The organism is Micromonospora purpureochromogenes (genome assembly GCF_900091515.1).
Lineage (GTDB): Bacteria > Actinomycetota > Actinomycetes > Mycobacteriales > Micromonosporaceae > Micromonospora > Micromonospora purpureochromogenes.
The window spans coordinates 4,868,341-4,894,960 of record NZ_LT607410.1 but is presented as its reverse complement, the minus strand read 5'-3'; the positions used below and the strand labels follow the sequence as shown (position 1 = coordinate 4,894,960).

Sequence of the window (26,620 nt, the reverse complement as noted above, 5' to 3'; positions counted from 1 at the left end):
CGGGACGACGACTCGTCCCGGGCCTCCTCGTCTGCCGGCTCAGCGCAGCAGGTCGGCCACCGCCTCGGCGGCGGGCACGTCCGCCGGTAGCTCCGCGACGCCGGTGACCGCCGCCAGTGGCAGCGCGCCGTACAGGTGCGGGAACCGGGCACCGTCGCGGGACGGCTCCCAGCGCAGGTCGTCGCCGAGCCGGTCCTCCTCGACGGTGAGCAGGGCCAGCCCGGTGGCGCCGGCGTAGTGCCGCCGGGCGGTCTCCACGATCTGGTCCGCCGCCGACAGGTGCAGGAACCCGTCCTGGCGGTCCAGCGCCGAGGCGGGGACGTACCCGTCGACCTCGGCCCGCGCCCACTCGTCGAGGGTCACCAGTTTGTAGATCATGACGGCAGCGTACGGCCCGCTCCGCCCGCCCGGGGCCGGTCGGACACGTCCGGTGGCCGGACCGGGCCTCCCGCCCGTCGCGCTCTTCTGCCACCATTCGCACGTCATCCGTACGACGAATGGGGGTCACCCGTGCGCATCCTGCTGGTCGAGGACGACCGTCGGGTGGCCGCCGCCCTCTCCTCGGCGCTGACCCGGCGCGGGTACGAGGTCGAGCACGCCGCCACCGTCGCGGCGGCCCTCTCCGCCGCCCCGTGCGACCTGGTGCTGCTGGACCTGACCCTGCCCGACGGGGACGGCACCGAGGTCTGCCGGGAGCTGCGCCGGCGCAGCAGCCAGCTCGGCATCATCGCGGTGACCGCCCGGGGCGAGGAACGCGACCGGGTGCTCGGCCTGCGGCTGGGCGCCGACGACTACGTGGTGAAGCCGTTCTCGATGGTGGAGCTGCAGGCCCGGATCGAGGCGGTGCTGCGCCGCGCGTCGCACACCGTGCCGGAGCGGGACCTGATCGAGGCCGGCGCCGTGCGCATCGACGTCGCCGGCCGTACGGTCACCGTCGCCGGGCGGCCGGTGGCGCTGACCCGCAAGGAGTTCGACATCCTGCTCTCGCTGGCCCGCCAGCCCGGCGTCGCGGTGCCCCGGGACCGGATCCTGCTCGACGTCTGGGGCACCACCTGGGCCGACCGGCACACCGTCGAGGTGCACGTGGGCTCGCTGCGCGGCAAGCTCGGCGAGCCCCGCCTGGTGGAGACCGTGCGCGGGGTCGGCTACCGGCTCCGCGGCGAGTGAGGGGCGGCCGGTGCGTCGCCGACTGGTGATCAGCTACCTGCTGCTGATGGTGCTGGTGCTGCTGGCGTTGGAGACCCCGCTGGCGGCCACCCTCGCCTCCCGGGAGACCGACCGGATCCGCGCCGACCGGCTCGCCGACGCGACCCGGTTCGCCTCGCTGGCCGGGCCGGCGCTGCGCGGCGGCGTGCCCGGACCGCTCAGCGGCGAACTGGCCGCCTACGAGGAGCTGTACGGCATCGGCGCGGCGGTGGTCGACCGGGACGGCCGGACCGTGGTGGTGTCGCCCGACTGGCGCGCCGGCCGGGACGCCGAGACGGCGCGGGACACGGCCCTGGCGGGCCAGCAGTTCAGCGGGCCGGAGGCGGTCTGGCCGTGGGTGGACGGCCCGCTGGTGGTGGCGGTGCCGATCAACGACGGTGGTGAGGTGCTCGGCGCGGTGGTGACCGCCACCCCGGCCGGCAAGGTGCGGCGCACGGTGACGGTCTGGTGGCTGCTGCTGGCCGGGATCGGGCTGCTCGCCGTGCTGGCCTGCGTCTCCACCGCGTTCGGGCTGGCCGGCTGGGTGCTGCGCCCGGTGACCGAGCTGGACGCGGTGACCCACGAGATCGCCGAGGGCGACCGGGGGGCGCGGGTGCAGCACCGGCTGGGCCCGCCCGAGCTGCGCCGCCTCGCGGCCAGCTTCAACAACATGGCCGACGCGGTCTCCGACGTGATGGACCGGCAACGTGCGTTCGTCGCCCACGCCAGCCACCAGCTCCGAAACCCGCTGACCGCGCTGCGACTGCGGGTGGAGGAGCTGGGCCCGAGCCTGACCGACCCGGACGGCCGGGCCGAGCACCGGCTCGCGCTGGAGGAGACCGACCGGCTGGCGCTGGTGCTCGACGCCCTGCTCACCCTGGCCCGGGCGGAGCGGGAGGAGAACCAGCGGGTGACCGTGGACGCGGCGGAGGTCGCCGCCTCGCGGGTCGCCGCGTGGGAGCCGCTGGCCCGGCACCGCTCGGTGGCCCTCCGGCTGCGCGCCCGTGGCCCGGCGTACGCCCGGACCGTGCCCACCGCCGTGGACCAGGCGCTGGACGCGCTGATCGACAACGCGGTGAAGTTCAGCGGGGCCGGGGGAGAGGTCACCGTCACCGTCCGGTACGCCGACGGCGGCACCGCCCTGGAGGTACGCGACACCGGGCCGGGCATGACGCCGGGCCAGCTCGACCAGGCCACCGAGCGGTTCTGGCGGGCGCCGGACGCGCAGAACATCGACGGCGCGGGGCTGGGGCTGACCATCGTCGCGGTGCTGGTGGACGCCTCCGACGGGCGGCTGACCATGCGGGCGGGGGAGCCGCGCGGCCTGGTCGCGGAGCTGTGGTTCCCGGCGGACGCCCTGGTGCCGAAGCAGGCGGGCCCGGGGCACTCCGCCGAAGACGTGGGCGTCGACGGGGCGCCGGCCGGGACCTGAGCGGTCAGGGTTTGACGGAGCGGTACCAGCCCGCCGCGCCCGGGTGCAGCGGCAGCGGCGCGGTGGCGATCGCCGAGCGGGGGCTCATCCGGCCGGCCGCCGGATGGGCCGCCGCCAGCTCGGCCCGGCGCTCCATCAGCAGCCGGGTCACCTCCCGCACCAGCGACTCCGGCAGGTCCGCCCGGACGATCAGGTAGTTCGGGTTGGCCACCGTGGTCACCGGGTCGAGGTGGTACACCGAGCGTGGGATGTCCCGCGACACGTACACCTCGCGGTAGCTGCGGCGCAGCGGCTCGGTCCACTCGCCGAGGTCGACGATGCGGGTGGCCGAGTCGGCCGTCAGCTCGCGCACCGCGCGCACTGGCAGCCCGCCGGAGAAGAAGAACGCGTCGATCTCGCCGGCCCGCAGCGCGGCCACCGAGTCGTCCAGGTTGAGGTGCTTCTGCTGGACCCGGTCGCCGCCGAGTCGGGCCACCTCCAGCAGCCGGGTCGCGGTGACCTCGGTGCCGGAGCCCGCCGCGCCCACCGACACCCGCCGGCCCTGCAGGTCGGCGACCGTCCGGACCGGGCCGCCGGCGGTGGTGACCAGGTGCAGCAGGTCGTCGTAGACCCGGGCCACCGCGAGCACCGACGGGTGCGAGGCGGGCCCGGTGGGCAGCACGTCGGCCTGGGTGAAGCCGAGTTCGGCCGCACCCGCGCCGACCAGCCGCATGTTCTCCGCGGAGGCGGCGGTGACCACCACGCTGGCCCGCACCCCGGGCAGCTCCCGGTTGAGGATGGCGGCCAGCGACTGCCCGAAGGCGTGGTACACGGCCGTCGGGCTGCCGGTGGCGATCCGGATCGGCACCGGCTCGGCCGGGGAATCACGGCAGGCGCCCAGCCCGGCCGTCGACACGAGGAGCAGCATCAGCAGCGCCGCCGGGGCGGCGGCGCGCCGCCGGCCGGGGACAGACCAGCAACGGCTCACGCGCAGCACTCTGCGCCGCGTACCGCCCCGGGCGCAAGCCCGCCCGGTCGGTGTACCGGGTCAGCGGGCCGGGGCGAGCGCCGCGCGGTCCATGATCCTGAGCCGGTCCGGGCCGTCGGCGACGCTGACCACGAAGCAGCCGGCCCCCGGCCGGAGCAGGGCCGGCACGTCCAGCAGGGCGGCGCTACGGACCAGCACGGCGGCCAGCTCCCGATCGGTCAGCCGGACCCCCAGGATGTGCCGGCGCACGTGCCGGCCGCCGGCCAGCAGCGCCGACCGCCAGGCCGCCGCGGCCAGCCGGGAGCGCCAGGCCGCCCGGGCCGTCGACGCGCCGGGGGCCGGCCCGCCCAGCAGCTCACGGCGGCCTCGCCGCCAGCCCGACTCACGCAGCTCCGCGTACGCCGCCCGGTGTTCCCGGGGCACGTGCAGCCGGTGCAGCTCGTAGCGGCGGCGCAGGCCACCGCTGACCACCTCGTGCTCCACCGGCACGTCCAGCCGGTTGAGCAGTTGCCGCATCCGCAGCGCGGCGTCCTCCCGGTTGAACTCCACCGGCCGGTACGGTTCGATCGGGACCCGCTCGGCGGCCGGCGGGGGCGTGCAGCGGACCAGGCAGGCCACCTCGAACGCGTCGCCCAGGGTGAGCCAGTCCATCGGCGGCGGGGGCGGCGGAACGCGGGGCCGGTCGAGCAAAGTGGGTTGCGGGGCCATCGGACCGCTCCTTGTCGGCGTCGGGGTCCCCATACCGTCACCCGCGCGCCGGCCGGGTTCCACCGATCCGGCCCAGCCTTGAGGAAATCTTGCGGCTCGTCAGAGCTCGGTGACCACCACGTCGAGCTGCCGGGGGCGCCCGGGCGGCGTCGGCTGCTCCTCGACCGTGTACTTGAGGTCACGCAGCGCGGTGACCAGCCCGGCGGCGGTGCGCGGCCGGGCCCCGGCCACCAGTAGGTCGCGGACCAGCCGACCCTTGGTGGCCTTGTTGAAGTGGCTGACCACGCTGCGGGTCGGCCCGGCCGGCGTGTCCCGTTCGTGCAGCACCCGCACCGTCACCGTGCGGCCGGCCTGCTCGCCGCGCGGCGCCCAGGTGGCGGCGTACGCGCCGGAGCGCAGGTCCAGCACCGGCCCGTCGCCGGCCGCCGCCGCCATCGCCGCGGCCAACGCCCGACGCCAGTACGCCGACAGCGCCCCCACCCCCGGCAGCTTCGCCCCGATCGGGCAGCGGTACGGCGGGATCCGGTCGGTGAGGCGTACGGCGCCCCAGAGGCCGGAGCTGATCAGCACGGTCCGGCGCGCCGCCCGCTGCGCCGGGGCCGGCAGCGAGGCCAGGTCGAGCGCCTCGTAGAGCACCCCGGTGTAGACCTGCCCCGCCGGTGCGGTCGCCGCCCGGTCCAGCCGTGCGTTGCGGGCCAGCTCGCCCCGCTGCCCGGCGCTGAGCCCGAGTGCGGCCAGCGCCGCCGCCTCGTCGCCGCCGCTGAGCCCGATCAGCGCGGCCAGCACCTCCTGGCGGGCGGGGGTCAGCTCGGGCAGGGAGAGCCGGGTCAGGTCGAGCCGCCGGCCCGTGCCGGCGTCGGCCTTCCCCTCGGAGGGCGGCAGCAGGATGAGCACGCCGCCAGCCTACGGGCCGGGATCAGCGCCACGGCCGCACGGCGGCCGGCGGGTGGTACACGCGATAGCCGGCCACCTCGGCCAGGGCGGCGGCGTCGGCCCCCTCGCCGAGCAGGCGGCGCAGCCGGCGGTCCGCCGCGGAGTCGACCGCCAGCACGTACCCGGGCCGCTCCGCCCGGCCCACCTGGTCCCAGTACGGCCGGTAACGGTTCTGCCCGGGGGTGAGCGCGCCGTCGAGCACCGCGCAGACCACCCGCTCGTCGGTGCTGAAGGTCAGCCGATTGCAGGTCCAGTAGTCGCCGTACACCTCGCGCAGCCCGGTACGGCGCACCGCGTCGGCCAGCTCCCGCGCCTGCCGCTCCTCGGCCCGGGCCGCCTCCGTCCCGGTCAGGAAGAGCCCGGTGGCCACCACGGCGGTGGCGGTCAGCCCGGCCAGCACCGCGGTCGCGGTCGCTCCGGCCAGCCGGCCCGCCGCGCCGACCGTGCCTCGCCAGCAGGCCACCGCCGCCGCCCAGAGCGGCCAGAGCACCGCGGACAGGGAGAGCTGGAGCAACGACAGGTAGCGGGCGTTGCCCAGCGGGTCGCTCACGGCGAGCGGGCTGCGGACGTACGCGAACAGGGTCAGGGCCGCGCCGGCGACCAGGGCGAGCTGCGCGACCGGCCGGACCCGCCGGGCCGTGGGCAGGCCGGCGGTCCGGCGGTACGCGACCAGCGCGAGCAGCGCCGCGACCGCCAGCAGCACCGGGTAGAGCAGGCCGAACCACTCCTGCCAGCGCGCGCAGCCGGTGATCGGGCAGAGCCCGGTGGCCAGCGGCACCCCCTCCGGCAGACCGCCGCGCACCCGAGCGGACCAGGGTGGCGGCGGGCCGGCGGTGGCGCTGACCTCGCGCAGCACCGACAGCGAGTCCAGCCCGGGCGGCGCGACCAGGTTGTCCCAGATCATCGGCGCCAGGCCGACGACGAAGCCGGCCAGCAGCAGCAGCGCCGGCCAGCCGAGCAGGTCCCGGCGGGCGGCGTAGAGCAGCAGCAGCCCGGCCACCGCCAGGTACGGCACGATCAGCCAGTCCGACCAGAGCGCCAGCCCGGCCAGCAGCCCGGCCAGGCCGATCGCGGCCCACCGGCGCCGCACCCGGTCCTGGGCCAGCGCCACCGCGATCAGCAGCATCGCCAGCACCGCCGGTTTCACCTCGGGCCGCCCACCCACCACGGTCAACTGGTCGCGCACCACCCGTTCCGTGCCGAGCGCCAGCAGACCCATCACGAAGGTGGCGAACCAGGGCGAGTAGAGCCGACGGGTCAGCCGGTACGACAACCAGAGGAAGAGCGCGTACAGGGCCAGCAGCGGCAGCCGCAGCACCGGCCAGCTCGGACCGGCCAGGGCCACCAGCGGCGCCGCCAGGTACGCCTCCGCCATGCCCATGTAGTGCTGCCCGTAGAGGAACACCGGGCGCTCCCTGCCGGCGGCGATGTGCAGGGCGGCCAGGCCGAAGGTGGCCTCGTCGCTGTTCGACGGGGGCACGGTCAGCAGGGTCAGCACCAGCCGGTAACCCACCCCGACCGCCCCGAGCAGCAGCGCGACGAGCGCCGGCCGGTCGAGCCGCGGCCGCTCCGCGTGGTCCTGCGATCCCGATGTCGACACGACCAACGCCCCCGTCGCCGTCCCGACCGGAGTGTTTCACGCCGTGTCGGAGGGCCGGGGCGGATCCCGGGAGCCCGGCGCCTCTCGCGTGGCCGCTTCCGCCCAGGTGTGGCAGGGTTGCAGCGTGCCACCCACTCCCGCAGGCCAGCTGGCCGTACCGAACCTGCACCGAGCCGCGCGGATCGAGGACGCCGTGCACCAGCTGGTGGAGCGTCGCCTGCGCCGCACCGGCTGGCAGGCCAACATCATCGCGTACGCCGGCTACGGCGCGCCGGGCTGGGCGCGGGTGCTCTGCCGGGTGCTGCTCGGCCGCCCAGACACCCGGCAGCGGGGCCGGCTGGAGAAGGTACGCGGCTGGCGCAGCTTCACCACCCTGCCCGCGAAGCACGTCAAGGTGACCATCGAGGCGGGCGGGGTCACCCACGAGGCACACGCCGACCGCAGCGGCTTCGTCGACACCATCGTCGAGGGCGACTTCACCCCCGGCTGGTCCTCGGTCCGCCTCCGCGTCGCCGACGCCGAGCCGGCCGAGGCGTTGGTGCGGATCCTCGACCCGGAGGTCCGGTTCGGCATCCTCTCCGACATCGACGACACGGTCATGGTGACCGCGCTGCCCCGACCGCTGCTCGCCGCCTGGAACACCTTCGTGCTGGACGAGCACGCCCGGGCTGCGGTTCCCGGCATGGCGGTGCTCTACGAGCGGCTGGCCACCGCCCACCCGGGCGCGCCCGTCTTCTACCTCTCCACCGGGGCGTGGAACGTCGCGCCGACGTTGACCCGGTTCCTGTCCCGGCACCTCTACCCGGCCGGTCCGCTGCTGCTGACCGACTGGGGCCCGACCGCCGACCGGTGGTTCCGCAGCGGCCGGGAGCACAAGCGCGCCACCCTGGCCCGGCTGGCCCGGGAGTTTCCCGAGGTGCGCTGGCTGCTGATCGGCGACGACGGGCAGCACGACCAGGAGATCTACCGCGAGTTCGCCGCCGCCCACCCGGACAACGTCGCCGGGGTGGCGATCCGCCGCCTCTCGCCGACCCAGTCGGTGCTGGCGGGTAGCCTGCCCGCCCCGGCCGGCCAGTCCTCGTCCGGCCCGGTGGGGCAGAAGTGGCTCTCCGCGCCGGACGGCGCCGGGCTCTGGAAGCTGCTGCGGGACGCGGGCCTGGTCTGACGTACGCCCGACCAGGCCGCGCCCACCGCGCCGGTCCTAGTCCGTGCGTGACCCGCTGACCGTGCCGGCCCTGCCGCCGTCGGCAGCCGTACCCGTGCCCGTGCCGGCCATCCCGCCGTCGGCGGCGGGTCCGCCGGGCTCTTCCCCGGCTGCGTCGGCACAGCCCGGCGCGCTCGGGTCGGCCACCATGTAGGCCGAACCGGCACCGCCCGCACCCTGGTGCTGTGCTCCGGCCTGGTCCTGTGACCCGGCTTGGTCCTGTGCTCCGGCCTGGTCCTCGGCACCGGCCTGGTCCTCGGCTCCGGCTTGGTCCTGCGCTCCAGCCTGGTCCTCGGCACCGGCCTGGTCTTCTGCGCCGCTCTGCTCGTGGGCGCCAGCCTGGTTCTCGGCTCCGGCCTGGTTCTGTGCGTCGGCCTGGTCGTCGGCCTCGTTCTGGTTCCCGGCTTCGTTCTGGTTCTGTGCACCGGCCTCGTTCTGCGCCTGGTCCTCGGCTGCGGCCTGGTCGCGCGCGGCCTGCCGGGCCGCCCGCGCCTGCTGCACGATCGCCCGCAGTTGCTGGATCCGGACGCGGATCTGCTGGATCCGCTTGGCGACCTGCCCGCCGGCATTCGCCGCCTTCTGGCCGCCGGCGTTCCCGGCCTTCTGCCCTGCGTTCCCGGCCTGCTGGCCGGCGGCGTTCCCGGCCTGCTCGGCGCCCGCCTCCTGCCCGCCGGCCTCCTGCTCACCTGCGGCCTGCTGTCCACCGGCCGCCTGCTGCCCTGCGCCCTGTTGCTCACCGGCCTGCTGCCCACCGGACCCCTGCGCTCCCGCGCCGGCCTGCTGACGAGCCCTGGCCGCCTCGACGATGTCGGCGATCTGCCCGAGCAGCCCACCCACGGCGTCGATGATCCGGGCCGCGCGCGCCGCGCCCGCGCCGGCCGCCGCGCCTCCGGAGGGAGTTGCGCCTGCGCCGGGATCCGCGCCTGCGCCGGGAGCCGCCTTCCCGGCCTGGGCCTGCTGCGCCCCCTGCACGATGTCGCGGATGCCGCCGAAGATCCCGTCGAGTCGCTGCACCCGGGCCTGGGTCACCCGCGGGTCCGCGAGCTGGCCGGTCCGCTTCCCGGTCAGCTGCTCGGTGACCGCCCACGCCTGGTCCAGGCGGGTGGCCATGGCCACCTCCCACGGGACCATCGGGCAGGCGGCCCCGGCGACGTCCACGTCGCCGTCGCAGCCGGCGGCGGTGCGGCGCTGCTGGATCAGGTCGACCACGGCCTGTCGGTTGGCGATCCGGGCCGGCGAGTTGGCGTCCGGATTCTGCCGCTGTCCGGCGATGAAGGTCAGGTTGTTGCGCAGGGCCGTGTCCAGGCCCTGGCAGTTCTCCGCCGCCTGACCGGTCCCGGTCGCGACCGCGAACGCCGCGCCGGCCGTCACCGCGAGCGCGACCCCGCCGGCGATCTTCCGTTGACGGGACGACCCCGTCACCCTTCGTCTGCTCGTCGTGCCCCTGCTCCACGCCATCGAAGCTCCTCCGCCTCGTCGTCACGGGTATCCGGCATCCGATGCGGGATACGGCGGCGACTGCGGAGACGGTTCACGTCGCGGCACGGCGACGACGCAAAGTTCGACGGAGGGTGAGAGTTGGGGTGTTGCCGGCTACTGCCGGTAGTGCATGGCTGGTCGATGTTCCAGTGAGCGATATGACTCTGAGGCATATTTATGACTCACAGGTATATCGCTCACCACGACCATGTCTCCCCGACGGCGACCTGACCAACCGGCCCGCGACCTGACCAACCGGCCCGCGACCTGACCAACCGGCCCGCGACCTGACCAACCGGCCCGCGAGCCGGCCAACCGGCCCGCGGACCGGCCAAGCGGCCCGCGACCCGGGACCAGCCCGATCAGTCGCGGCGGAGCCAGAGCACGCCCAGCGGCGGGACCCGCAGCGCGACCGACGCCGGCATCCCGTGCCACGGCACGTCCTGCGCGTGCACCGCGCCGAGGTTGCCGACTCCGGAGCCGCCGTAGTGGTGCGCGTCGGTGTTGATCACCTCGGTCCAGGTGCCGCCGGCCGGCAGCCCGACCCGGTAGTCCTCCAGCGGCAGCGCGGAGAAGTTCGCCACGCAGACCAGCGTCGCGCCGTCGGGGGCGATCCGGACGAACGAGACGGTGTTGTGGGCGACGTCGTCGCCGGCGATCCACCGGAAGCCGGCCGGGTCGGTGTCCTGCGCCCAGAGCGCCGGCGTCGCCCGGTAGACCGTGTTGAGGTCTCCGACGAGGCGTTGCACGCCGGCCCGGGCCGGGTCGTGGGTCAGGTACCAGTCGAGGCCGCGCTCCTCGCTCCACTCCCGGTCGTCAGCCAGCTCGCAGCCCATGAAGAGCAGTTGCTTGCCCGGGTGCGCCCACATGTACGCCAGCAGCGCCCGCACGTTGGCCAGCCGCTGCCAGGTGTCGCCGGGCATCTTGGCGGCGAGCGAACCCTTGCCGTGCACCACCTCGTCGTGGCTGATCGGCAGCACGTAGTTCTCGCTCCAGGCGTAGGCCAGGGAGAAGGTGAGCTGATGGTGGTGGTGCTGCCGGTAGATCGGGTCCTTGGCGGTGTAGAGCAGGGTGTCGTGCATCCAGCCCATGTTCCACTTGAACCCGAAGCCGAGCCCGCCCTCGGCGGTCGGCCGGGTCACGCCGGGCCAGGCGGTGGACTCCTCGGCCACCATCACCACCCCGGCGTGGTGCTTGTAGACGGTGGCGTTGACCTCCTGGAGGAACGCGATCGCCTCCAGGTTCTCCCGGCCGCCGTGCACGTTCGGGGCCCACTGCCCCTCCTGGCGGGAGTAGTCCAGGTAGAGCATCGAGGCGACGGCGTCCACCCGCAGGCCGTCGACGTGGAACTCCTCGCACCAGTAGAGCGCGTTGGCGACCAGGAAGTTGCGCACCTCGCGGCGGCCGAAGTCGAAGACGTACGTGCCCCAGTCGGGGTGCTCGCCGCGCCGCGGGTCGGCGTGCTCGTACAGCGGGGTGCCGTCGAAGCGGGCCAGCGCCCACTCGTCCTTGGGGAAGTGCGCGGGCACCCAGTCCAGGATCACGCCGATGCCGGCGCCGTGCAGCCGGTCGACCAGGTGGCGGAAGTCGTCCGGGTCGCCGAAGCGGGAGGTCGGCGCGAAGTAGCCGGTGACCTGGTAGCCCCAGGACCCGCCGAACGGGTGCTCCATCACCGGCAGGAACTCCACGTGGGTGAAGCCCATCTCGGTGACGTACCCGGTCAGTTCCTCGGCCAGTTCCCGGTAGCCGAGGCCGGGCCGCCAGGAGCCGAGGTGCACCTCGTACACGCTCATCGGCTCCTGGTGCGGCTGCCGCCGGGCCCGCCGCTCCAGCCAGGCCGCGTCCGACCACTCGTACGTCGAGTGGTGCACCACCGAGGCCGTGGCCGGCGGCACCTCCGCGTACGCGGCCAGCGGGTCGGCCTTGTCCTGCCACCGCCCGTCGGCGCCGAGGATCCGGTACTTGTACCGGGCGCCGATCCGGGCGTCCGGCACGAAGAGCTCCCACACGCCGCTGGAACCCAGGCAGCGCATCGGCCAGCCGTCGTCCGGGCCCCAGCCGGTGAAGTCGCCGACCACTCGCACGCCCCGGGCGTTCGGCGCCCACACCGAGAACGCCACGCCCTCGTCGAAGACCCGCGCGCCGAGCGCCTCCCAGAGCCGCTCGTGGCGCCCCTCGCCGATCAGGTGCAGGTCCAGCTCACCGATGGTCGGCGGATAGCGGTACGGGTCGTCGGTGACCTGCCCGTCGGCCTCGATCCGGTAGTCGAGCACGGTGCCCTCGACCCGGGTCTCGAAGACGCCGACGTCGTGCACCCGCTTCATCGGGTGCCGCTCGTCGCCGACCCGCAGCATCACGTCGCCGGCGCCCCGGCGCAGCGCGCGGATCGTGGTCCACCCGTCGGTGGGGTGCGCGCCGAGCAGGGCGTGCGGATCGTGGGTCTCGCCGGCGATCAGCTGGTCCATCGCGCGTCCTCCGGGGCGGGAGCGGTCGGGGCGGTGCCGCCCGAAAGGTCGGTCGGCACGTCGGCGACGGTGAGGTCGGCCGGGGCGTGCCCGGTGGGCTCCGCTGCGGCCGCAGCGGCCGGGCGGCGCACCGTCAACACGTGCGCGGGCTGAAGATACGGGTCGAGGCGGACGGCGTTGCGCTGCCCCCACTCGTAGCTGGCGCCGGTCAGCTCGTCGTGGACGGTGAACCGCTCGTGCCAGTCGAGGCCGAGGGCGGGCATGTCGAGGGTGGTGTTGCCCCACTGCACGGTGCGGGAGTCGAACGAGCAGACCACGATGACGGTGTTGCCGCTGTCCGGGTCGTGTTTGGACCAGCAGAGCAGCGCCGGGTTGTCGATGTCGTGGAAGCGCAGGTTGCGCAGCTGGTGCAGGGCCGGGTTGTCCCGGCGTACCCGGTTGAGGGTGGCGATGAACGGCGCCAGCGAGCGGCCCTGCGCCTGCGCGCCGGCCCAGTCCCGGGGGCGCAGCTCGTACTTCTCGTTGTCCAGGTACTCCTCGGCGCCGGGGCGGGCGACGTGCTCGAAGAGCTCGAACCCGGCGTACACGCCCCAGGAGGGGGAGAGCAGCGCGGCCAGCACCGCCCGGATCTTGAACATCGGCGGGCCGCCGTGCTGCAACGAGGAGTGCAGGATGTCCGGGGTGTTGGGCCAGAAGTTCGGTCGCATGTAGTCGGCCGCGGCGACCAGCTCCTCGCAGTACGCCCGCATCTCCGCCGCCGAGGTGCGCCAGGTGAAGTACGTGTACGACTGGGTGAAGCCGATCTTGCCCAACCCGTGCATGATGGCCGGTCGGGTGAACGCCTCGGCGAGGAAGAGCACGTCCGGGTCGACCTTCTTGACCTCGGCGATCAACCAGTGCCAGAAGTCGAACGGCTTGGTGTGCGGGTTGTCCACCCGGAAGATCCGGATCCCCTCGCCGACCCAGTGCAGCACCACCCGCAACACCTCGGCCCGGATCCCCTCCGGGTCGTTGTCGAAGTTCAGCGGGTAGATGTCCTGGTACTTCTTCGGCGGGTTCTCCGCGTACGCGATGCTGCCGTCGGCCCGGGTGGTGAACCACTCCGGGTGCTCGGTCACCCAGGGGTGGTCCGGCGCGCACTGCAACGCCAGGTCCATCGCCACCTCCAGGCCCTGCTCGGCGGCGGCCGCGACGAAGTCGCGGAAGTCCTCCGGCGTACCCAGGTCGGGGTGGATGGCGTCGTGGCCGCCCTCGGCGGCGCCGATCGCCCACGGCGAGCCCACGTCGTCGGGCCCGGCGGTCAGCGAGTTGTTGGGGCCCTTGCGGTTGACCCGGCCGATCGGGTGGATCGGCGGCAGGTAGAGCACGTCGAAGCCCATCGCCGCCACGCCCGGCAGCCGCTCCATCGCGGTGCCGAAGGTGCCCGAGCGGGCCGGGGCGTCGACGGTGGCCGGGATCGCGCCCTCGGAGCGGGGGAAGAACTCGTACCAGGCGGAGAAGAGCGCGCGGGGGCGGTCCACCCAGAGCCGGTGCTCCTCGCCGGTGGTGACCAGCTCGCGCACCGGGTGCTCCCAGAGCAGGTCGGCCAGCTCCAGGGCCGGGGCGACCCGGCGGGGCAGGTCCAGCTCGGTGTCGCGCAGCGCGGCCACGGCGGCCTTCACCCGCACGACCTCGACGGCGGGCACCAGCTCGGCCGCCGCCGTCAGCACGCGGACGCCCTCGGCGAGGTCGTTGGCCAGCTCCGCCGGCCCCTGCCCGGCGGCGATCTTCTTGGTCACCGCATTCTGCCAGGTGAGGTAAGGGTCTCCGAACGCCTCGACGGTGAAGACCCAGTCGCCGACCGCGTCGGGCCGGATGGTGGCGTGCCAGGTGTCCTGGCCCGGCTCGCCGGGGCGCATCCGGGTGAAGGGTCGCGCCGCGCCGTCCGGGCCGAGCCAGACCACGTTGCAGCCGAGCGCGTCGTGCCCCTCCCGGTAGGCGCGGGCCGACACGGGCACCACCTCGCCGACCACCGCCTTGGCCGGGTAGCGACCGCAGGCGACGACGGGGGAGACGTCTTCGATCGGGAACCGTCCGCTCACCCCGTCAACCTACTGCGCGAGATCGCTTCGCGCTCGGGTCAGCCTGCGGCGCCCACCGACCGGTACACCTCCATGGTGCGGGCCGCGACGGCGTCCCAGGAGAAGTGCTCCACCGCCCGCCGTCGCCCGGCCCGGCCGAGTTCGGCGGCGCGCGCCGGGTCGGCCAGCACCTCGTTGATCCGGGCGGCCAGGTCGGCCACGAACCGCGCCGGCTCCAGCGGCCGGCCGGAGCCGTCGCCGGCCTGCTCGATCGGCACCAGCAGCCCGGTCTCGCCGTCGGCGACCACCTCGGGGATGCCGCCGGTGGCGGTCGCCACCACGGCCGTCTCGCAGGCCATCGCCTCCAGGTTGACGATTCCCATCGGCTCGTAGACGGACGGGCAGACGAAGATCGTCGCGTGCGTGAGCACCTGGATCACCTCGTGCTTGGGCAGCATCTCGGCCACCCAGACCACCCCGGAGCGGTTGGCCCGCAGCTCGCCGACCAGGCCCTCGACCTCAGCAGCGATCTCCGGGGTGTCGGGGGCGCCGGCGAGCAGCACCAGCTGGGTGTCGGCGGGCAGTTCCCGGGCCGCGCGCAGCAGGTAGGGCAGTCCCTTCTGCCGGGTGATCCGGCCGACGTAGACCACGCTGGGGCGGGACGGGTCGATGCCGAGCCGGTCGACGACGTCGGTGCCGGTGTCCGGGGCGTACTGGGCGGTGTCGATGCCGTTGTAGACCACGCGGACCCGGTCCGGGTTCACCTCCGGGTACGCGGTGAGGACGTCGCGGCGCATCCCCGCGCTGACCGCGATGATCGCGTCGGCCGCCTCCACCGCCGTGCGCTCGCACCAGGACGAGAGCGCGTACCCGCCGCCGAGCTGTTCGGCCTTCCACGGCCGCAGCGGCTCCAGGCTGTGCGCGGTCACCACGTGCGGCACGCCGTGCAGCAGCTTCGCGGTGTGCCCGGCCAGGTTGGCGTACCAGGTGTGGCTGTGCACCACGTCGGTGCCGGCGCAGCCCGCGGCCATCTCCAGGTCGACGCCCATGGTGCGCAGCGCGGCGTTCGCGCCGGTCAGGCCGGCCGGTTCGGCGTACGCGGTGACGCCCGGCTCGGTGCGCGCCGCGCCGAAGCAGTGCACCCGTACGTCGGCGAGTCGGCGCAGCTCACGGGCGAGGTACTCGACGTGCACCCCGGCGCCGCCGTACACCTCGGGCGGGTACTCCCGGGTCAGCAGATCCACGCGCAGCCGTGCCGATTCCGTCATGCCCCCGCACCCTAGTGCAGAACTGTGCCCGTACGAGTGGTGAAGTGGCAGCCGGATGGATAGCGTCGGTACATGGCTGCCAAGGTGCTCGCGATCGTCCTGGCCGGCGGAGAAGGCAAGCGCCTGATGCCGCTCACCGCGGACCGGGCCAAGCCGGCCGTCCCGTTCGGCGGGATGTACCGCATGGTCGACTTCGTCCTGTCCAACCTGGCGAACGCGGGCTTTCTCAAGATCGTCGTGCTGACCCAGTACAAGTCCCACTCGCTGGACCGGCACATCACCCAGACCTGGCGGATGTCGACGATGCTCGGCAACTACGTCACGCCGGTGCCGGCGCAGCAGCGCCGCGGCCCGTGGTGGTTCGCCGGGTCCGCCGACGCGATCTACCAGAGCTTCAACCTGATCAACGACGAGCAGCCCGACTACGTGATCGTCTTCGGGGCCGACCACATCTACCGGATGGACCCCCGGCAGATGGTGGACGACCACATCGCCTCCGGCGCCGGGGTGACCGTGGCCGGCATCCGGCAGCCGCTGTCGATGGCCGACCAGTTCGGGGTGATCGAGGTCGGCGAGGACGGCCGGCGGATCCGGGCGTTCCGCGAGAAGCCCACCGACGCGGTCGGCCTCCTCGACGCCCCGGACCAGGTCTACGCCTCGATGGGCAACTACGTGTTCAGCACCGGCGCCCTCTGCGAGGCGGTCGAGCGGGACGCGGAGGACAAGACCAGCAAGCACGACATGGGCGGCAGCATCATCCCGATGCTGGTGGAGCGGGGCGAGGCCAACGTCTACGACTTCAAGGACAACGAGCTGCCGGGCAGCACCGACCGGGACCGCGGCTACTGGCGGGACGTGGGGACGCTGGACTCCTTCTACGACGCCCACATGGACCTGATCAACGTGCACCCGGTGTTCAACCTCTACAACTTCGACTGGCCGATCTACAGCAACCAGCCGCCGTACCCGCCGGCGAAGTTCGTCCACCAGTGGGGCGAGCGGGTCGGCCGGGCGGTCGGCTCGATGGTCTCGCCCGGCGCGGTGATCTCCGGCTCGCTGGTGGAGAACTCGATCGTGTCGCCGAAGGTCAAGGTCCACTCCTGGGCGCACGTCGACGGCGCGGTGCTGATGGAGGGCGTCGAGATCGGCCGGCACGCCGTGGTCCGCCGGGCCATCCTGGACAAGAACGTCTTCGTCCCCGAGGGCGCGGAGATCGGCGTCGACCTGGAGAAGGACCGGCAGCGCTACACCGTCTCCGACAACGGCATCGTGGTGATCGGCAAGGGCCAGCGCGTCGAGCCGTGAACCAGGTGTGATCCCGGCCGTGGCCGGGAAGCAATGAGCGTCGGAGTACCGCCCTTGGAGGTTGCAGCAGTGGCCCATCCCCGCGCCGGACAGCCCGCCGAGCCCGCCGACCTGGTGGACGTGCCGCGGCTGGTGACCGCCTACTACGCCGAGCACCCGGACCCCGACGACCCGGCGCAGCAGGTCTCCTTCGGCACGTCCGGGCACCGTGGGTCGTCGCTGCGCAACGCCTTCAACTCCGACCACATCCTCGCGGTCACCCAGGCGCTCTGCGACTACCGCCGCAAGCAGGGCCTGGACGGCCCGCTCTTCCTCGCCCGGGACACCCACGCGCTCTCCGCCCCCGCCGAGGCGGACGCCCTGGAGGTGCTCGCCGCCAACGGCGTCACCGTGCTGCGGGACAGCCGCGACGGCTACACCCCCACCCCGGCGCTCTCGCACGCCGTGCTCACCCACAACCGGGGGCGCACCAGCGGCCTCGCCGACGGCATCGTCATCACCCCGTCGCACAACCCGCCCGACGACGGCGGGTTCAAGTACAACCCCACCCACGGCGGGCCCGCCGACAGCGACGTCACGAAGTGGATCCAGGACCGGGCCAACGCGATCCTGGCCGCCGGCCTCAAGGAGGTCCGGCGGATCCCGTACGCCCGGGCCCGCGCCGCCGACACCACCGGCGGGTACGACTTCCTCGCCGGCTACGTCGACGACCTGCCCGCCGCGATCGACATCGACGCGATCCGCGACGCCGGGGTGCGCATCGGCGCCGACCCGCTCGGCGGGGCCAGCGTCGCGTACTGGGGGGAGATCGCCGAGCGGCACCGGCTGGACCTGACCGTGATCAACCCGACGGTCGACCCGACCTGGCGGTTCATGACCCTGGACGGCGACGGCAAGATCCGGATGGACTGCTCCTCGCCGAACGCGATGGCCTCGCTGATCGCCGCCCGCGCCGACTATCAGGTCTCCACCGGCAACGACGCCGACGCCGACCGGCACGGCATCGTCACCCCCGACGGCGGCCTGATGAACCCCAACCACTACCTGGCGGTGGCGATCGGGCACCTGTTCCGTACCCGGGAGCAGTGGGGTCCGGCGGCGGCGGTCGGCAAGACGCTGGTCTCCTCCTCGATGATCGACCGGATCGCGGCGGACCTGGGCCGTCCGCTGCTGGAGGTGCCGGTGGGCTTCAAGTGGTTCGTGCCCGGGCTGCTCGACGGCGCGGTCGGCTTCGGCGGCGAGGAGAGCGCCGGCGCGTCCTTCCTGCGCCGCGACGGAAGCACCTGGACCACCGACAAGGACGGCATCCTGCTCTGCCTGCTCGCCTCGGAGATCATCGCCACCACCGGGCGGACCCCCAGCCAGCATTACGCCGAGCTGACCGAGCGCTTCGGCGCCCCCGCGTACGCGCGGATCGACGCCCCGGCCACCCGGGAGCAGAAGGCCGTGCTCGGCCAGCTCTCCCCGGAGCAGGTGGGCGCCACCGAGCTGGCCGGAGAGCCGATCACCGCGACGCTCACCACCGCGCCCGGCAACGGCGCGGCGATCGGCGGGCTGAAGGTGACCACCGAGTCGGGCTGGTTCGCCGCCCGCCCCTCCGGCACCGAGGACGTCTACAAGATCTACGCCGAGTCGTTCCGGGGGCCGGAGCACCTGGCCCGCATCCAGGAGGAGGCGAAGGCGCTCGTCGACGGGGTGCTGGCCAAGGCCTGAGCCGGGGGGCGGTCAGCGCGGCGGGGGCAGCTCGCGGCGGGTCAACTGCTTTCGCATCCCGTCCGGCAGCAGCTCGCGCAGCTGCTCGGGCAGCAGCGGCAGGTCCAGCAGGCTGAGCTTGAGCTGGTTGCGTTCGGCGTAGCGGCGCGGGTCGAGGCGAACCACCAGGCCGGCGTTCTGCTGGTACCGCACGTGCACCGCACCCTCGGTCGAGCCGTCCCGGATGATCACGCCGTCCATCTCCACGGCCACCGGCGCCGAGTCGGGCAGCAGCTCCAGCCGGATGGTCTCGTCGGAGGAGAGCACCACCGACCGCGAGATGCCGGCCATCGGCGCTGACGGCGTCACCACCACGGCCTGCGTCGCCGGCGAGATCAGCGGCCCGCCCGCCGCGTAGCTGTACGCCGTCGAGCCGGTCGGCGTGCTGATCACCAGCGCGTCGCAGCGGTAGTAGCCGTACCGCTGCCCGTCGACGGCGAGGGTGGCGGTGACGAAGCCGGAACCCGGATGGCGGACGAGGGCGATGTCGTTGAACGCCACCACGTCGTCCCCGCACACGTCGCAGGCCAGGCAGGCGCGTGACTCGACGGTGAAGTCGTGGGCGACCAGCCGGTCCAGCGCCCGGGGCAGATCCGGCGGCTCGACCTCGACGAGGAAGCCGAGCTTGCCCAGGTGCACCCCGAGCACCGGCTTCGGGTCCCGCACGGCCAGGCGCAGGGCACCGAGCATGGTGCCGTCCCCGCCGATGCTGATCAACGCGTCCGACCGGTGCGCCAGCTCCGCCGCCGGCACCAGCTCCACCGACGACGGCACCCGCTGCCGGTCCTCGGCGCGCACGGCGAGGCTCTTGCCGTGCCGGACCGCCCACCGTTCGACGATCTCCACGACCGCGGAGACGTCCCGGGTGGGATGCAGCACCAGACCGAACACGTACCCCGCCACCGGTACAGCTCATCACACGGACGGACGGTCCGGCAGCCGTACGGACAGGTGCGGCGGCGGTGGGAGCCCGCCGCCGCATCCGCGTCCGCTAGCGGCGTGGCCGTCCGCTCAGGTGGGCCAGCGACCGGGCGACCAGGTCGTCGCGGACCGCCGGGGCCAGCCCCTCCAGGCCGAAGCCGAGGTAGACGGTGTCGTCGGTGACCACCGCCGCGCCCTCGGTGAACGCCTGCTGGCTACGGGCCCAGTCGTTGCCGCCCGGCGGGGAGCCCGGCGGCGGCCCGGCCACCGTCCACCCGCCCAGGTCCGGCGTCTCGAAGGAGGTCTCCGAGACGACCGTGCCGTCGGTGATCACCCGCGCGTCGTCCAGGAACACACCCAGGCCCTGGGTGCCCCAGTCGGAGACGTACGAGATGGAGATCTCGACCTGCTTGCCGGCGTACGCCGACAGGTCGACGGCGAACTCCCGCCAGCCGCCGGAGCTGCCGGTGGCCGCGTTCCAGCTACCGGTGCTGCCCGTGGGAGAGCAGTCGGCGCCCTGGTAGTGGGCGAGGAACGGGTGCAGGGTCTCCGCCCAGCCCGACTCGCAGCTGTCGCCGGTCTCGGTGCCGGTACGGCCGTTGGCGTCGGGCAGCGTCGTCCAGGCGTCGCTGCCCACCTCGTGCGCCTCGACGATCAGGAAGTCCCAGTTCTGCTCGATGTCGTACGAGGCGAAGAAGCGCAGCTCCCCGCTGGTCGCCGAGGTGAGGTCGACGGTCCGGGTGAGCCGCTTGTACGACTCGTCGGCCCGCCCGCTGTACAGGTACCAGTCGCCGGTGCGGGGGTCGAACGGCGCGCTGCCCGGCCGGGCCCAGTCCACTGCCGCCGAGCTGGCGAACTGCGGGAACCGGTCCGGGGCCAGGAAGCTCGACGTGGTGAGGAACGAGGCCGTGTGGTCCTGGTTCCCCGCCGAGCCGGCCGCGTTGAGCTGCCCCTGGAAGCCGGCGAAGGCCCCGTCCGCGCCGCGCAGCGGGTACGGCGTGCCGTCCGGGTCGCTGCCGCCGTCGCTGACGTAGTTGTAGGCCCCCAGGTAGTACTGCTGGAAGTCGTTCAACAGCGGCAGGCAGGTGGCGTCGTCCGGGTCGGCGCACTCCGCCACCGCCGGGTCCGGCTGGTAGACGTACGAGCCGTTGGCGGCCTGGGCGAAGAGCGCGTACTTGCCGCTGACCAGGAGCTTGCCGCCCTCGTTGAGGTAGTCCCGGACGGCCAGCTCGGTGTCGAGCGCCGCGCGGGCGGCGGTGCCGCCGACCTGGCCGGGCGAGCGCAGGATGGTGTCGTCGCCGGTCTCCCAGACCACCGCCCGGTAGTGCGAGAGCACACCCAGCGGGTGCGGGGCCTTACGGCCCATCGCGTCGAAGTCGTACACGTCGCTGCTGCGGCCCGCCTTGGCCAGCGACGCGGCCACCTCGTCGGCGTACTTCGCGCCTGCGCCGCCGGTCTGCGCCGGGCTGAGCCCGGTCACGTCCTCCACGGCGAGCACCAGCACGTCCCCGCCGATGTCGGTGTGTACCCGGTAGGTGAAGTGCTCGCTGGCCACCGGGCCCTGGCGCGGCTTGACCCCGGTGAACCACACCTCGACCCGGTCACCCGGCTTCGTGCCGGTGACCGTGCCGCGCAGATCGGCGTAGTAGTCGTCGTTCGTGTCGCCGTACCGCTCGCCGCCGCGCCACTCGCGGACCTTGGCCGTCTTCGGACGGCCGCCGTTGACCACGTAGTGCATCCGGACGTCCTTCAGCGCCCGCCGGGTGATCGACGTGACCTGCTGGGTACGCCCGTAGGAGGTGTCGAAGGAGTCGACCACGAAGTCGGGGGTGCTGCGGCCGACCACCGACACCGGGTCGTCCGGGTCGGCCGCCGACTTAGCCACCGACAGCGCGAACGGCAGGTTCTTCGCCACCTCGGCGGAGATCAGCTTCTCGTCGTCCGGGAAGATGAACCCGCTGATGCAGTCCTCCGGCCGCCACTGGTCGTCCGGGTCGGAGGCGGCCGCCGTCTGGCAGGTGGACATCTCCGGGGTGAAGCCGAGGGTGCCGTAGCGGACCTGGGCGTGGGAGTCGGTGTCACCGTTGGTGGTGTACAGCTCGGCGGAGATGTCCGGGTCGTAGCCGGGCACCGCCGGGTGCGCGTCGTCGCCGGCCATCGCCTGGTAGATGACGTCGTCCGGGGTCGGCGTGCTGACCTGCCAGCCGACGCCGTAGAGCAGCAGCTGGGCCGCCGAGTGGTAGTTGACGAAGAACTCGAAGCCCACCCGCTTGAAGAGCGCGTCGAGCGCCTTCGTCTCCGGCTCCGAGTTGGGGCCCGGGCCGCGGTAGGTGTCGCTGTTCGGCTCCGGCGAGGAGCCCTCGTCGTCGTACCCCCACTTGTAGCTGAAGTTGCGGTTGAGGTCGACGCCGTCGGCGGTGGTGATCTGGCCGTTGCCGTCGTTGTCGCGCAGGTTCTTGCGCCACAACCGGTTGCCCGGGGTGAAGGTGTGGTCGTAGCCGTCCGGGTTGGCGACCGGCAGGAACCACAGCTCGGTGCGGTCCACCAACCGGGTGATCTCCGGGTCGGTGCCGTAGTTGTCCAGCACGTGGTGCAGCAGGCGGCGGGTCATCTCCGGGGTGATCCACTCGCGGGCGTGCTGGGCGCTGCCGTAGATCACCGCCGGGCGTCGCCCGTCCGGCACGGTCCGCGCGTTCTTCGTGACCTTCACCGCCAGGATCGGCTTGCCCTGGACGGTCCGGCCGATGGTCTCCAGCTTCGCCAGCTTCGGGAAGCGCGCAGCGGTCGCGGTGAGCTCGTCGCGGATGCCGCCCGGCTCGCTGTACGACCGGAACGCGTCCCAGCCCGCCGCCGCCTGCTCGCGCAGCGCCTGGGAGGCGTCCTTGCCGCGCACCTTCTTGACGTCCAGCCGTACGCCCTGGTCGGCGAGGCGGGCCGCCTCCCGCTTGCTGAGCACCGTCTCCACCCGGGTGGCCCCACCCGCGTCGGTGCCACGCTGGTCGTGGCCGAGGTCGACACCGGCCGCGCGCAGCTTCTCCAGCTGTTGCGGGTCGAGTGTGCCGACGTACACCTCCAAGCTGTCGCGGCCGCCCGGGTCGGACGGTGGCCGCGCGCCAGCCGGTGCGGTCAGCGCCAGAGCGCTGACCAGAGTGAACACGCTTGCGATCGCTAACCGTGTGCGCCTCATCGCGCCTCCTGGTGGAAGGACTCGTGTGCGCAAGCCTGGTGGGAGTTCGCAACTGATGTCAATGCTTAGATGTAACGCGCCGTCATCAATGCGTAACTGCGCTGGTCGGCGCCTCGTTGGGTTCATCGTCACTAGGAAGGGGGCCACCGCTGATGCTCTCGTCGCTGCTGCGGGGCACTGTCCTCGCCGACCGTCATCGGCGCCTGGACCGCAAGATCGCCCTGTACGACGCCCGGCCGTCCCGGGAGGAGATCGAGGACCTCCAGGTCCGCCGGTTCAATGAGGTCTGGGCGTACTGCCTCGCGGAGGTGCCCTTCTACCGGTCCTGGCAGCGGGAACACGATCTCCCGGCGCGGATCGACCACCCGAGCGACCTGCGCGACTTCCCGCCCTTGGAGAAGGAGACGCTGATCGCCCGCAGTGCGGAGATCTTCCAGGAAGGTCGGATCACCGAGTTCTACACCACCGGCGGGAGCACGGGGCAGCCCACGCGCTACCCACGTGGGCCGGGTGAAGTGGATGAGGGCTGGGTCAACGCGTACCTCGGGCGGAACTGGTCGGGCGTCGCCCCGACGGATCCGAATGTGCTCCTGTGGGGACACTCCCACCTGTTCGGCAGCGGTTGGCGTGGGCAGGTGGCCCATCTCAAGCGTCGGCTCGCCGACGGGGGCATGCGAATCACCCGGCTCAACGCCTACGACCTGAGCGAACCGTCCCTGCACCGGCACTACCTGGCTTTCCGTCGGCGGAACCCGGTCTCCCTGGCGGGCTACACGTCGGCGGTGTTCAGGCTGGCCCGCTACGTGGAGCGCAACGGGCTCAAGCTGGGAGACAAGAACCGCCTCCGAGCCGTGATCCTCTGCGCGGAGACCGCCAGCGACGCGGACATCGCCCTGATCGAGCGCGTGTTCCACGCCCCCGCCGTGATCGAGTACGGGTCTGCGGAGACCGGCGTGCTGGCGATGTCCCACCAGCGCACCCGTAACATCCGAATGCTCTGGGACAGCTACGTCTGCCTGGCGGACGACAACGGCGAGCTGCACGTGACGACGCTGACTCCCCGGCTCTTCCCCCTGGTCAACTACGCCATCGGTGACCGGGTCGAGGCGAGTGACATACGCGATGGCAACGCCCTCGCCTTCCGCGCGATCCTCGGCCGGCGTCAGGACTTCGTCCAGGTCGGGTCGGCAGAGGGCGTCCTCGACCTGTCCGCGATCCTGCCCGTGCACATTCTCAAGTCCTACCCCGGTATCGTCGGAGTCCAGTTCCGACAGGAACGGCCGGACGCGCTGCGGATCCACGTCGAGGCGGACCGCTCGCTCGACCTCGACGACGTCGCCGCGTTCTTCCTTCGAGAGCTCAGTCGCGACCACCCTCTCCTGGATCCCCGGTCGGTCACCTTCGCCCAGGTCGACCAGCAGGCGAAGACCCGAGCCGGCAAGCACGCGTTGTTCGTGTCCTGACGTCACCTACGCCGCGGGGGTATCGGGCTCGTGGCCAGGTGGCGCAGGTGGTCCCGGCACTGCACGAGCTCGAGGTCACACCGGAAGTCCGCTCCCGGGCCGCTCCACGACAGGCGCTGCCGGCCCGGTCCGGTCCGACATCCGTCGACGTCTGCGGGCCCGGAGCGCCAGGTGACCGCAGAGTGCACCCACGACCACTGTCGTCAGCGCCTCGCTGGCGAGCGTGGCCGCCGCCGCCCCGGCCGGGCCGAACCGGGGTGCCTGGACCAGCAACGCGAGGCCGGCCAGGCCGGCGGTCAGCAGCGCCAGCCGAGCGGCCGCTCGGTAGTTGCCGTCGCCGAGGCGGGCAAGACCGATCGCCCGGTTGACCGTGAGGAACGGCAGCGCGAGCAGGAAGAGCCCCAACGTCGTGTCCATCCCCGGCACGGTGAGGCCGAGCACCGCGGTGGTGAGCCAGGGCGCGAGCAACCAGCCGGCCACCCCGGTGAGGGCCGCCACGACGACGACCATCACCTCGCTCTCGCGCACCGAACCGTGCGCGCCCAGCCCGTGCCGGTGCCGCACCCGGACCGCCATCGGCACCCGTAGGCCCTGGTAGACCACCGCCGTCAGCGCCTGGTAGACACCGTTCACCGCGGCATAGCTGCCCACCACGTGCGGGCTTGCCACCATGGACAGCGCGATCCCACCGGACCGCCCGGTGAACACCTCCGCCAGGCTGCACGACATCAGGTGGCCGTTCATCCGGAAGGCCGCCGCCGCCGACCGGACGGTCAACCCACGCCACCGCCCGCGCCGCGTTGCCGCGTCCCGGCAGACCAGGCCCTCCGCGGTCAGGAGCTGCAACGCGGTGGCGGCGACCAGGGCGATGGTCAGCGGAACCCCGACCAGCACCAGCACCAGTCCGGCGAGCCGGCTGCCGACCATCACCACCGATGCAGCGACAAAGCGGAACTGCCGGTACAGGTCGCTGAACTGCAGCTGCGTGAAACTGTTGCCGATGGTGCCCAGCGCTGCCGCCGCCAGTGCGACCAGGCCGTAGCCGCGGCCGACGTAGAGCAGCGAGACGCCCACCGCACTCACGATCAGCAGCGGGGAGACCACCAGCACACGTTGGCTGCGGATCGCGGCGCACTCCCGTTCGTCGCCGGTGGCGTAGAGCATCGCCGTCCCGCCGGTCGCCAGGACCGCTACCCAGGTCAGGGCGGCGGTCATGATGGCGTACGCGGCCAGTTCGTCGGTCTGACCGCCGCGCGCGCAGACCGCCAGGATGCCGGCGTTCAGCACACCGCTCAGCAGGCTCGACAACGCGGCGAAGATGGTCTGGCCCCGCACACCTGAGTCCTTCGCGGCGCCGCCCGGCGGGGTGGACGGCGTGTCGAGTCGGTCGTCGGTAGGCGGCGGAGGTGCCGAGGCGTCAGCGGCGGGTGTCAGCGGACGGATGTGCACGTGCCGGCTCCCGGGACGGTGGCAGCGGATCGCCTGCGTCCTGCAGTTGGACGCGGACGTGGTCGAGGATGTTCGATTCATCGCTGGCGGCGGCCCAGCGCCGGTACGCCTCACCGGCCACCCGCCGTGCTCGCAGTCGCTCCTCAGGGGTGAGTCGGGCGATCCGTTCCAGCTCGGCGGCGAGTGCCGGGGCGGTGAGGTCGCGCAGGACCACACCGCCGCCGTCGCGGAGGACGTCGCTCCACGGGGTGCGGTCCGAGCAGACGACCGGGCACGACGCGGAGAGACTCTCGGCGATGACGTGCCCGAAGTTCTCGCCCCGGGTCGGCATCGCGAAGGCGTCGTAGCCGGCGAACGTCTCCCGCACCCGGTCGGGTGCGAGCGGGCCGTGGTACGTGCACTGGACCGTCGGCGGCAGGTCGTCGATGAGCTGCTGGCAGCGGCTCCAGTAGACCGGGTCCTCCGCCGGCCCGAAGAGGTCCAGGCGCATCGGTGCGGTGGTCAGGCCGAGGGCGGTCAGGAGCAGGTCCACGTTCTTCATCGGGCTGATCCGCCCCACGAAGACCAGCCGTGCCTCGCTTCGGGAAGCGCCAGGAGGAAGGGGCTCGGCGGGCAGCCCGGCCTGGTTCGCCCGGACCGTCACGTTCGCCCACGGCAACGCCCGGCGGATCATCTCACCCTCCAACTGGCTGCCCGCATGCCAGTCGACGGGACCTCTGCGAAGTACGTGGACCCACGACCGCAGGAAGATCCGCTTGCGCAGCGCGCCGAGGGCCAGCGCCGCCGGGGAGAACTCACCCCTGGGGGCGATCATCACCCGGGGAACCCGGAGCAGTCCCAGACGGGCCGCGATGATGGGCAGCAGCGAGTAGGTGGACCAGAAGCTGTTGACGTACAGGAGGTCGAAACGGCGGCGCCGTATCGTGCGCCAGAGCGTCCACCAGTGGCGGGCACGCCGGGGGTTGAGGTAGAACACCCGGGCGCGACCCCGGTCGACCCACCTGCCGGAGAGGCCCGGGTAGGCCGCGGACCCGCCGAGGTCCCGGTCGCCCGTCACCAGCGTGATGGCGACCTGCTCCGAGCAGGAGTCGACCAGCCTGGCGATCGAGCGGATGGGCCCGCCGGCGCGGAACCCGGGCTCAAAGAAGTTGTAGGTCATGAGCACCGACAGGGGAGGCGGCTCCTCCCCGCAGGTCGCCCGTCGGGCCCTCCGGTCCTGTCCTTCGCTCACGATCACGACCT

The 26,620-nt window shown here is 73.2% G+C and carries 19 protein-coding genes; 6 read left to right on the top strand and 13 right to left on the bottom strand.

Annotated features, from left to right (window positions below; translation table 11 throughout):
- Window positions 1-39 precede the first annotated feature (39 nt).
- Window positions 40-378 (bottom strand): DUF952 domain-containing protein, encoded by a 339-nt coding sequence (locus GA0074696_RS22545; RefSeq protein WP_088962951.1) that lies wholly within the window; start codon window positions 376-378, stop codon window positions 40-42.
- 132 nt (window positions 379-510) lie between these two features.
- Here GA0074696_RS22545 and GA0074696_RS22540 point away from each other — a divergent pair, with 132 nt between their 5' ends.
- Window positions 511-1,167, top strand: a complete 657-nt coding sequence (locus GA0074696_RS22540) for a response regulator transcription factor (RefSeq protein WP_088962950.1) — start codon at window positions 511-513, stop codon at window positions 1,165-1,167.
- Window positions 1,168-1,177: 10 nt separating this feature from the next.
- A complete protein-coding gene (locus GA0074696_RS22535; RefSeq protein WP_088962949.1) occupies window positions 1,178-2,617 on the top strand; it encodes a sensor histidine kinase in 1,440 nt (479 codons plus the stop codon).
- A gap of 4 nt (window positions 2,618-2,621) precedes the next feature.
- Here the strand turns inward: GA0074696_RS22535 and GA0074696_RS22530 are convergent, their stop codons facing one another.
- The 4 genes from GA0074696_RS22530 to GA0074696_RS22515 all read right to left on the bottom strand — a co-directional run bounded on the left by GA0074696_RS22530 (window position 2,622) and on the right by GA0074696_RS22515 (window position 6,825).
- Complete coding sequence (locus tag GA0074696_RS22530) at window positions 2,622-3,584, bottom strand: TAXI family TRAP transporter solute-binding subunit (RefSeq protein ID WP_407940506.1); 963 nt, start codon at window positions 3,582-3,584, stop codon at window positions 2,622-2,624.
- Between the two features lie 60 nt (window positions 3,585-3,644).
- Window positions 3,645-4,292 carry a hypothetical protein gene (locus GA0074696_RS22525; protein ID WP_088962948.1) on the bottom strand — a complete coding sequence of 216 codons (648 nt, stop codon included), beginning with the start codon at window positions 4,290-4,292 and terminating at the stop codon, window positions 3,645-3,647.
- A 99-nt stretch (window positions 4,293-4,391) separates the two neighbouring features.
- Window positions 4,392-5,186 carry a peroxide stress protein YaaA gene (yaaA, locus tag GA0074696_RS22520; protein ID WP_088962947.1) on the bottom strand — a complete coding sequence of 265 codons (795 nt, stop codon included), beginning with the start codon at window positions 5,184-5,186 and terminating at the stop codon, window positions 4,392-4,394.
- 22 nt (window positions 5,187-5,208) lie between these two features.
- Window positions 5,209-6,825 (bottom strand): hypothetical protein, encoded by a 1,617-nt coding sequence (locus GA0074696_RS22515; protein WP_088962946.1) that lies wholly within the window; start codon window positions 6,823-6,825, stop codon window positions 5,209-5,211.
- Window positions 6,826-6,949: 124 nt separating this feature from the next.
- Here GA0074696_RS22515 and GA0074696_RS22510 point away from each other — a divergent pair, with 124 nt between their 5' ends.
- Window positions 6,950-7,990, top strand: a complete 1,041-nt coding sequence (locus GA0074696_RS22510; protein WP_172894386.1) for an App1 family protein — start codon at window positions 6,950-6,952, stop codon at window positions 7,988-7,990.
- A 36-nt stretch (window positions 7,991-8,026) separates the two neighbouring features.
- Here the strand turns inward: GA0074696_RS22510 and GA0074696_RS31460 are convergent, their stop codons facing one another.
- From GA0074696_RS31460 to glgA, 4 genes are all read right to left on the bottom strand, one after another.
- Window positions 8,027-9,451: a hypothetical protein gene (locus tag GA0074696_RS31460; RefSeq protein WP_197700762.1), complete on the bottom strand. Its 1,425-nt coding sequence runs from the start codon at window positions 9,449-9,451 to the stop codon at window positions 8,027-8,029.
- Window positions 9,452-9,870: 419 nt separating this feature from the next.
- Window positions 9,871-11,973, bottom strand: a complete 2,103-nt coding sequence (gene glgB, locus GA0074696_RS22500; protein WP_088962944.1) for a 1,4-alpha-glucan branching protein GlgB — start codon at window positions 11,971-11,973, stop codon at window positions 9,871-9,873.
- Complete coding sequence (locus GA0074696_RS22495) at window positions 11,961-14,054, bottom strand: alpha-1,4-glucan--maltose-1-phosphate maltosyltransferase (protein ID WP_088962943.1); 2,094 nt, start codon at window positions 14,052-14,054, stop codon at window positions 11,961-11,963. Before GA0074696_RS22495 ends, glgB begins: the two co-directional genes overlap by 13 nt.
- Window positions 14,055-14,092: 38 nt before the next feature.
- A complete protein-coding gene (gene glgA, locus GA0074696_RS22490) occupies window positions 14,093-15,301 on the bottom strand; it encodes a glycogen synthase (protein WP_088962942.1) in 1,209 nt (402 codons plus the stop codon).
- 72 nt (window positions 15,302-15,373) lie between these two features.
- Here glgA and glgC point away from each other — a divergent pair, with 72 nt between their 5' ends.
- Together glgC and pgm are read left to right on the top strand one after the other, a co-directional pair.
- A complete protein-coding gene (gene glgC, locus GA0074696_RS22485; protein ID WP_088962941.1) occupies window positions 15,374-16,606 on the top strand; it encodes a glucose-1-phosphate adenylyltransferase in 1,233 nt (410 codons plus the stop codon).
- Between the two features lie 69 nt (window positions 16,607-16,675).
- Window positions 16,676-18,319: a phosphoglucomutase (alpha-D-glucose-1,6-bisphosphate-dependent) gene (gene pgm / locus GA0074696_RS22480; RefSeq protein ID WP_088962940.1), complete on the top strand. Its 1,644-nt coding sequence runs from the start codon at window positions 16,676-16,678 to the stop codon at window positions 18,317-18,319.
- 12 nt (window positions 18,320-18,331) lie between these two features.
- Here the strand turns inward: pgm and GA0074696_RS22475 are convergent, their stop codons facing one another.
- Window positions 18,332-19,261 (bottom strand): NAD(+)/NADH kinase, encoded by a 930-nt coding sequence (locus tag GA0074696_RS22475; protein WP_088962939.1) that lies wholly within the window; start codon window positions 19,259-19,261, stop codon window positions 18,332-18,334.
- An 88-nt stretch (window positions 19,262-19,349) separates the two neighbouring features.
- On the bottom strand, window positions 19,350-22,466 hold the full coding sequence (locus GA0074696_RS22470; protein ID WP_088962938.1) for a M14 family metallopeptidase: 3,117 nt from the start codon (window positions 22,464-22,466) through the stop codon (window positions 19,350-19,352).
- 152 nt (window positions 22,467-22,618) lie between these two features.
- On the opposite strand from GA0074696_RS22470, the gene GA0074696_RS22465 reads away from it, so the two are divergent.
- The gene (locus tag GA0074696_RS22465; RefSeq protein ID WP_088962937.1) at window positions 22,619-23,929 is read left to right on the top strand and encodes a phenylacetate--CoA ligase family protein; all 1,311 of its coding nucleotides are present in this window, start codon (window positions 22,619-22,621) and stop codon (window positions 23,927-23,929) included.
- Between the two features lie 75 nt (window positions 23,930-24,004).
- Here the strand turns inward: GA0074696_RS22465 and GA0074696_RS32325 are convergent, their stop codons facing one another.
- The gene (locus GA0074696_RS32325) at window positions 24,005-25,264 is read right to left on the bottom strand and encodes a hypothetical protein (protein WP_088962936.1); all 1,260 of its coding nucleotides are present in this window, start codon (window positions 25,262-25,264) and stop codon (window positions 24,005-24,007) included.
- Window positions 25,265-25,346: 82 nt separating this feature from the next.
- Window positions 25,347-26,609, bottom strand: a complete 1,263-nt coding sequence (locus GA0074696_RS22455; protein WP_157746085.1) for a glycosyltransferase family 4 protein — start codon at window positions 26,607-26,609, stop codon at window positions 25,347-25,349.
- Between the last annotated feature and the right edge of the window lie 11 nt (window positions 26,610-26,620).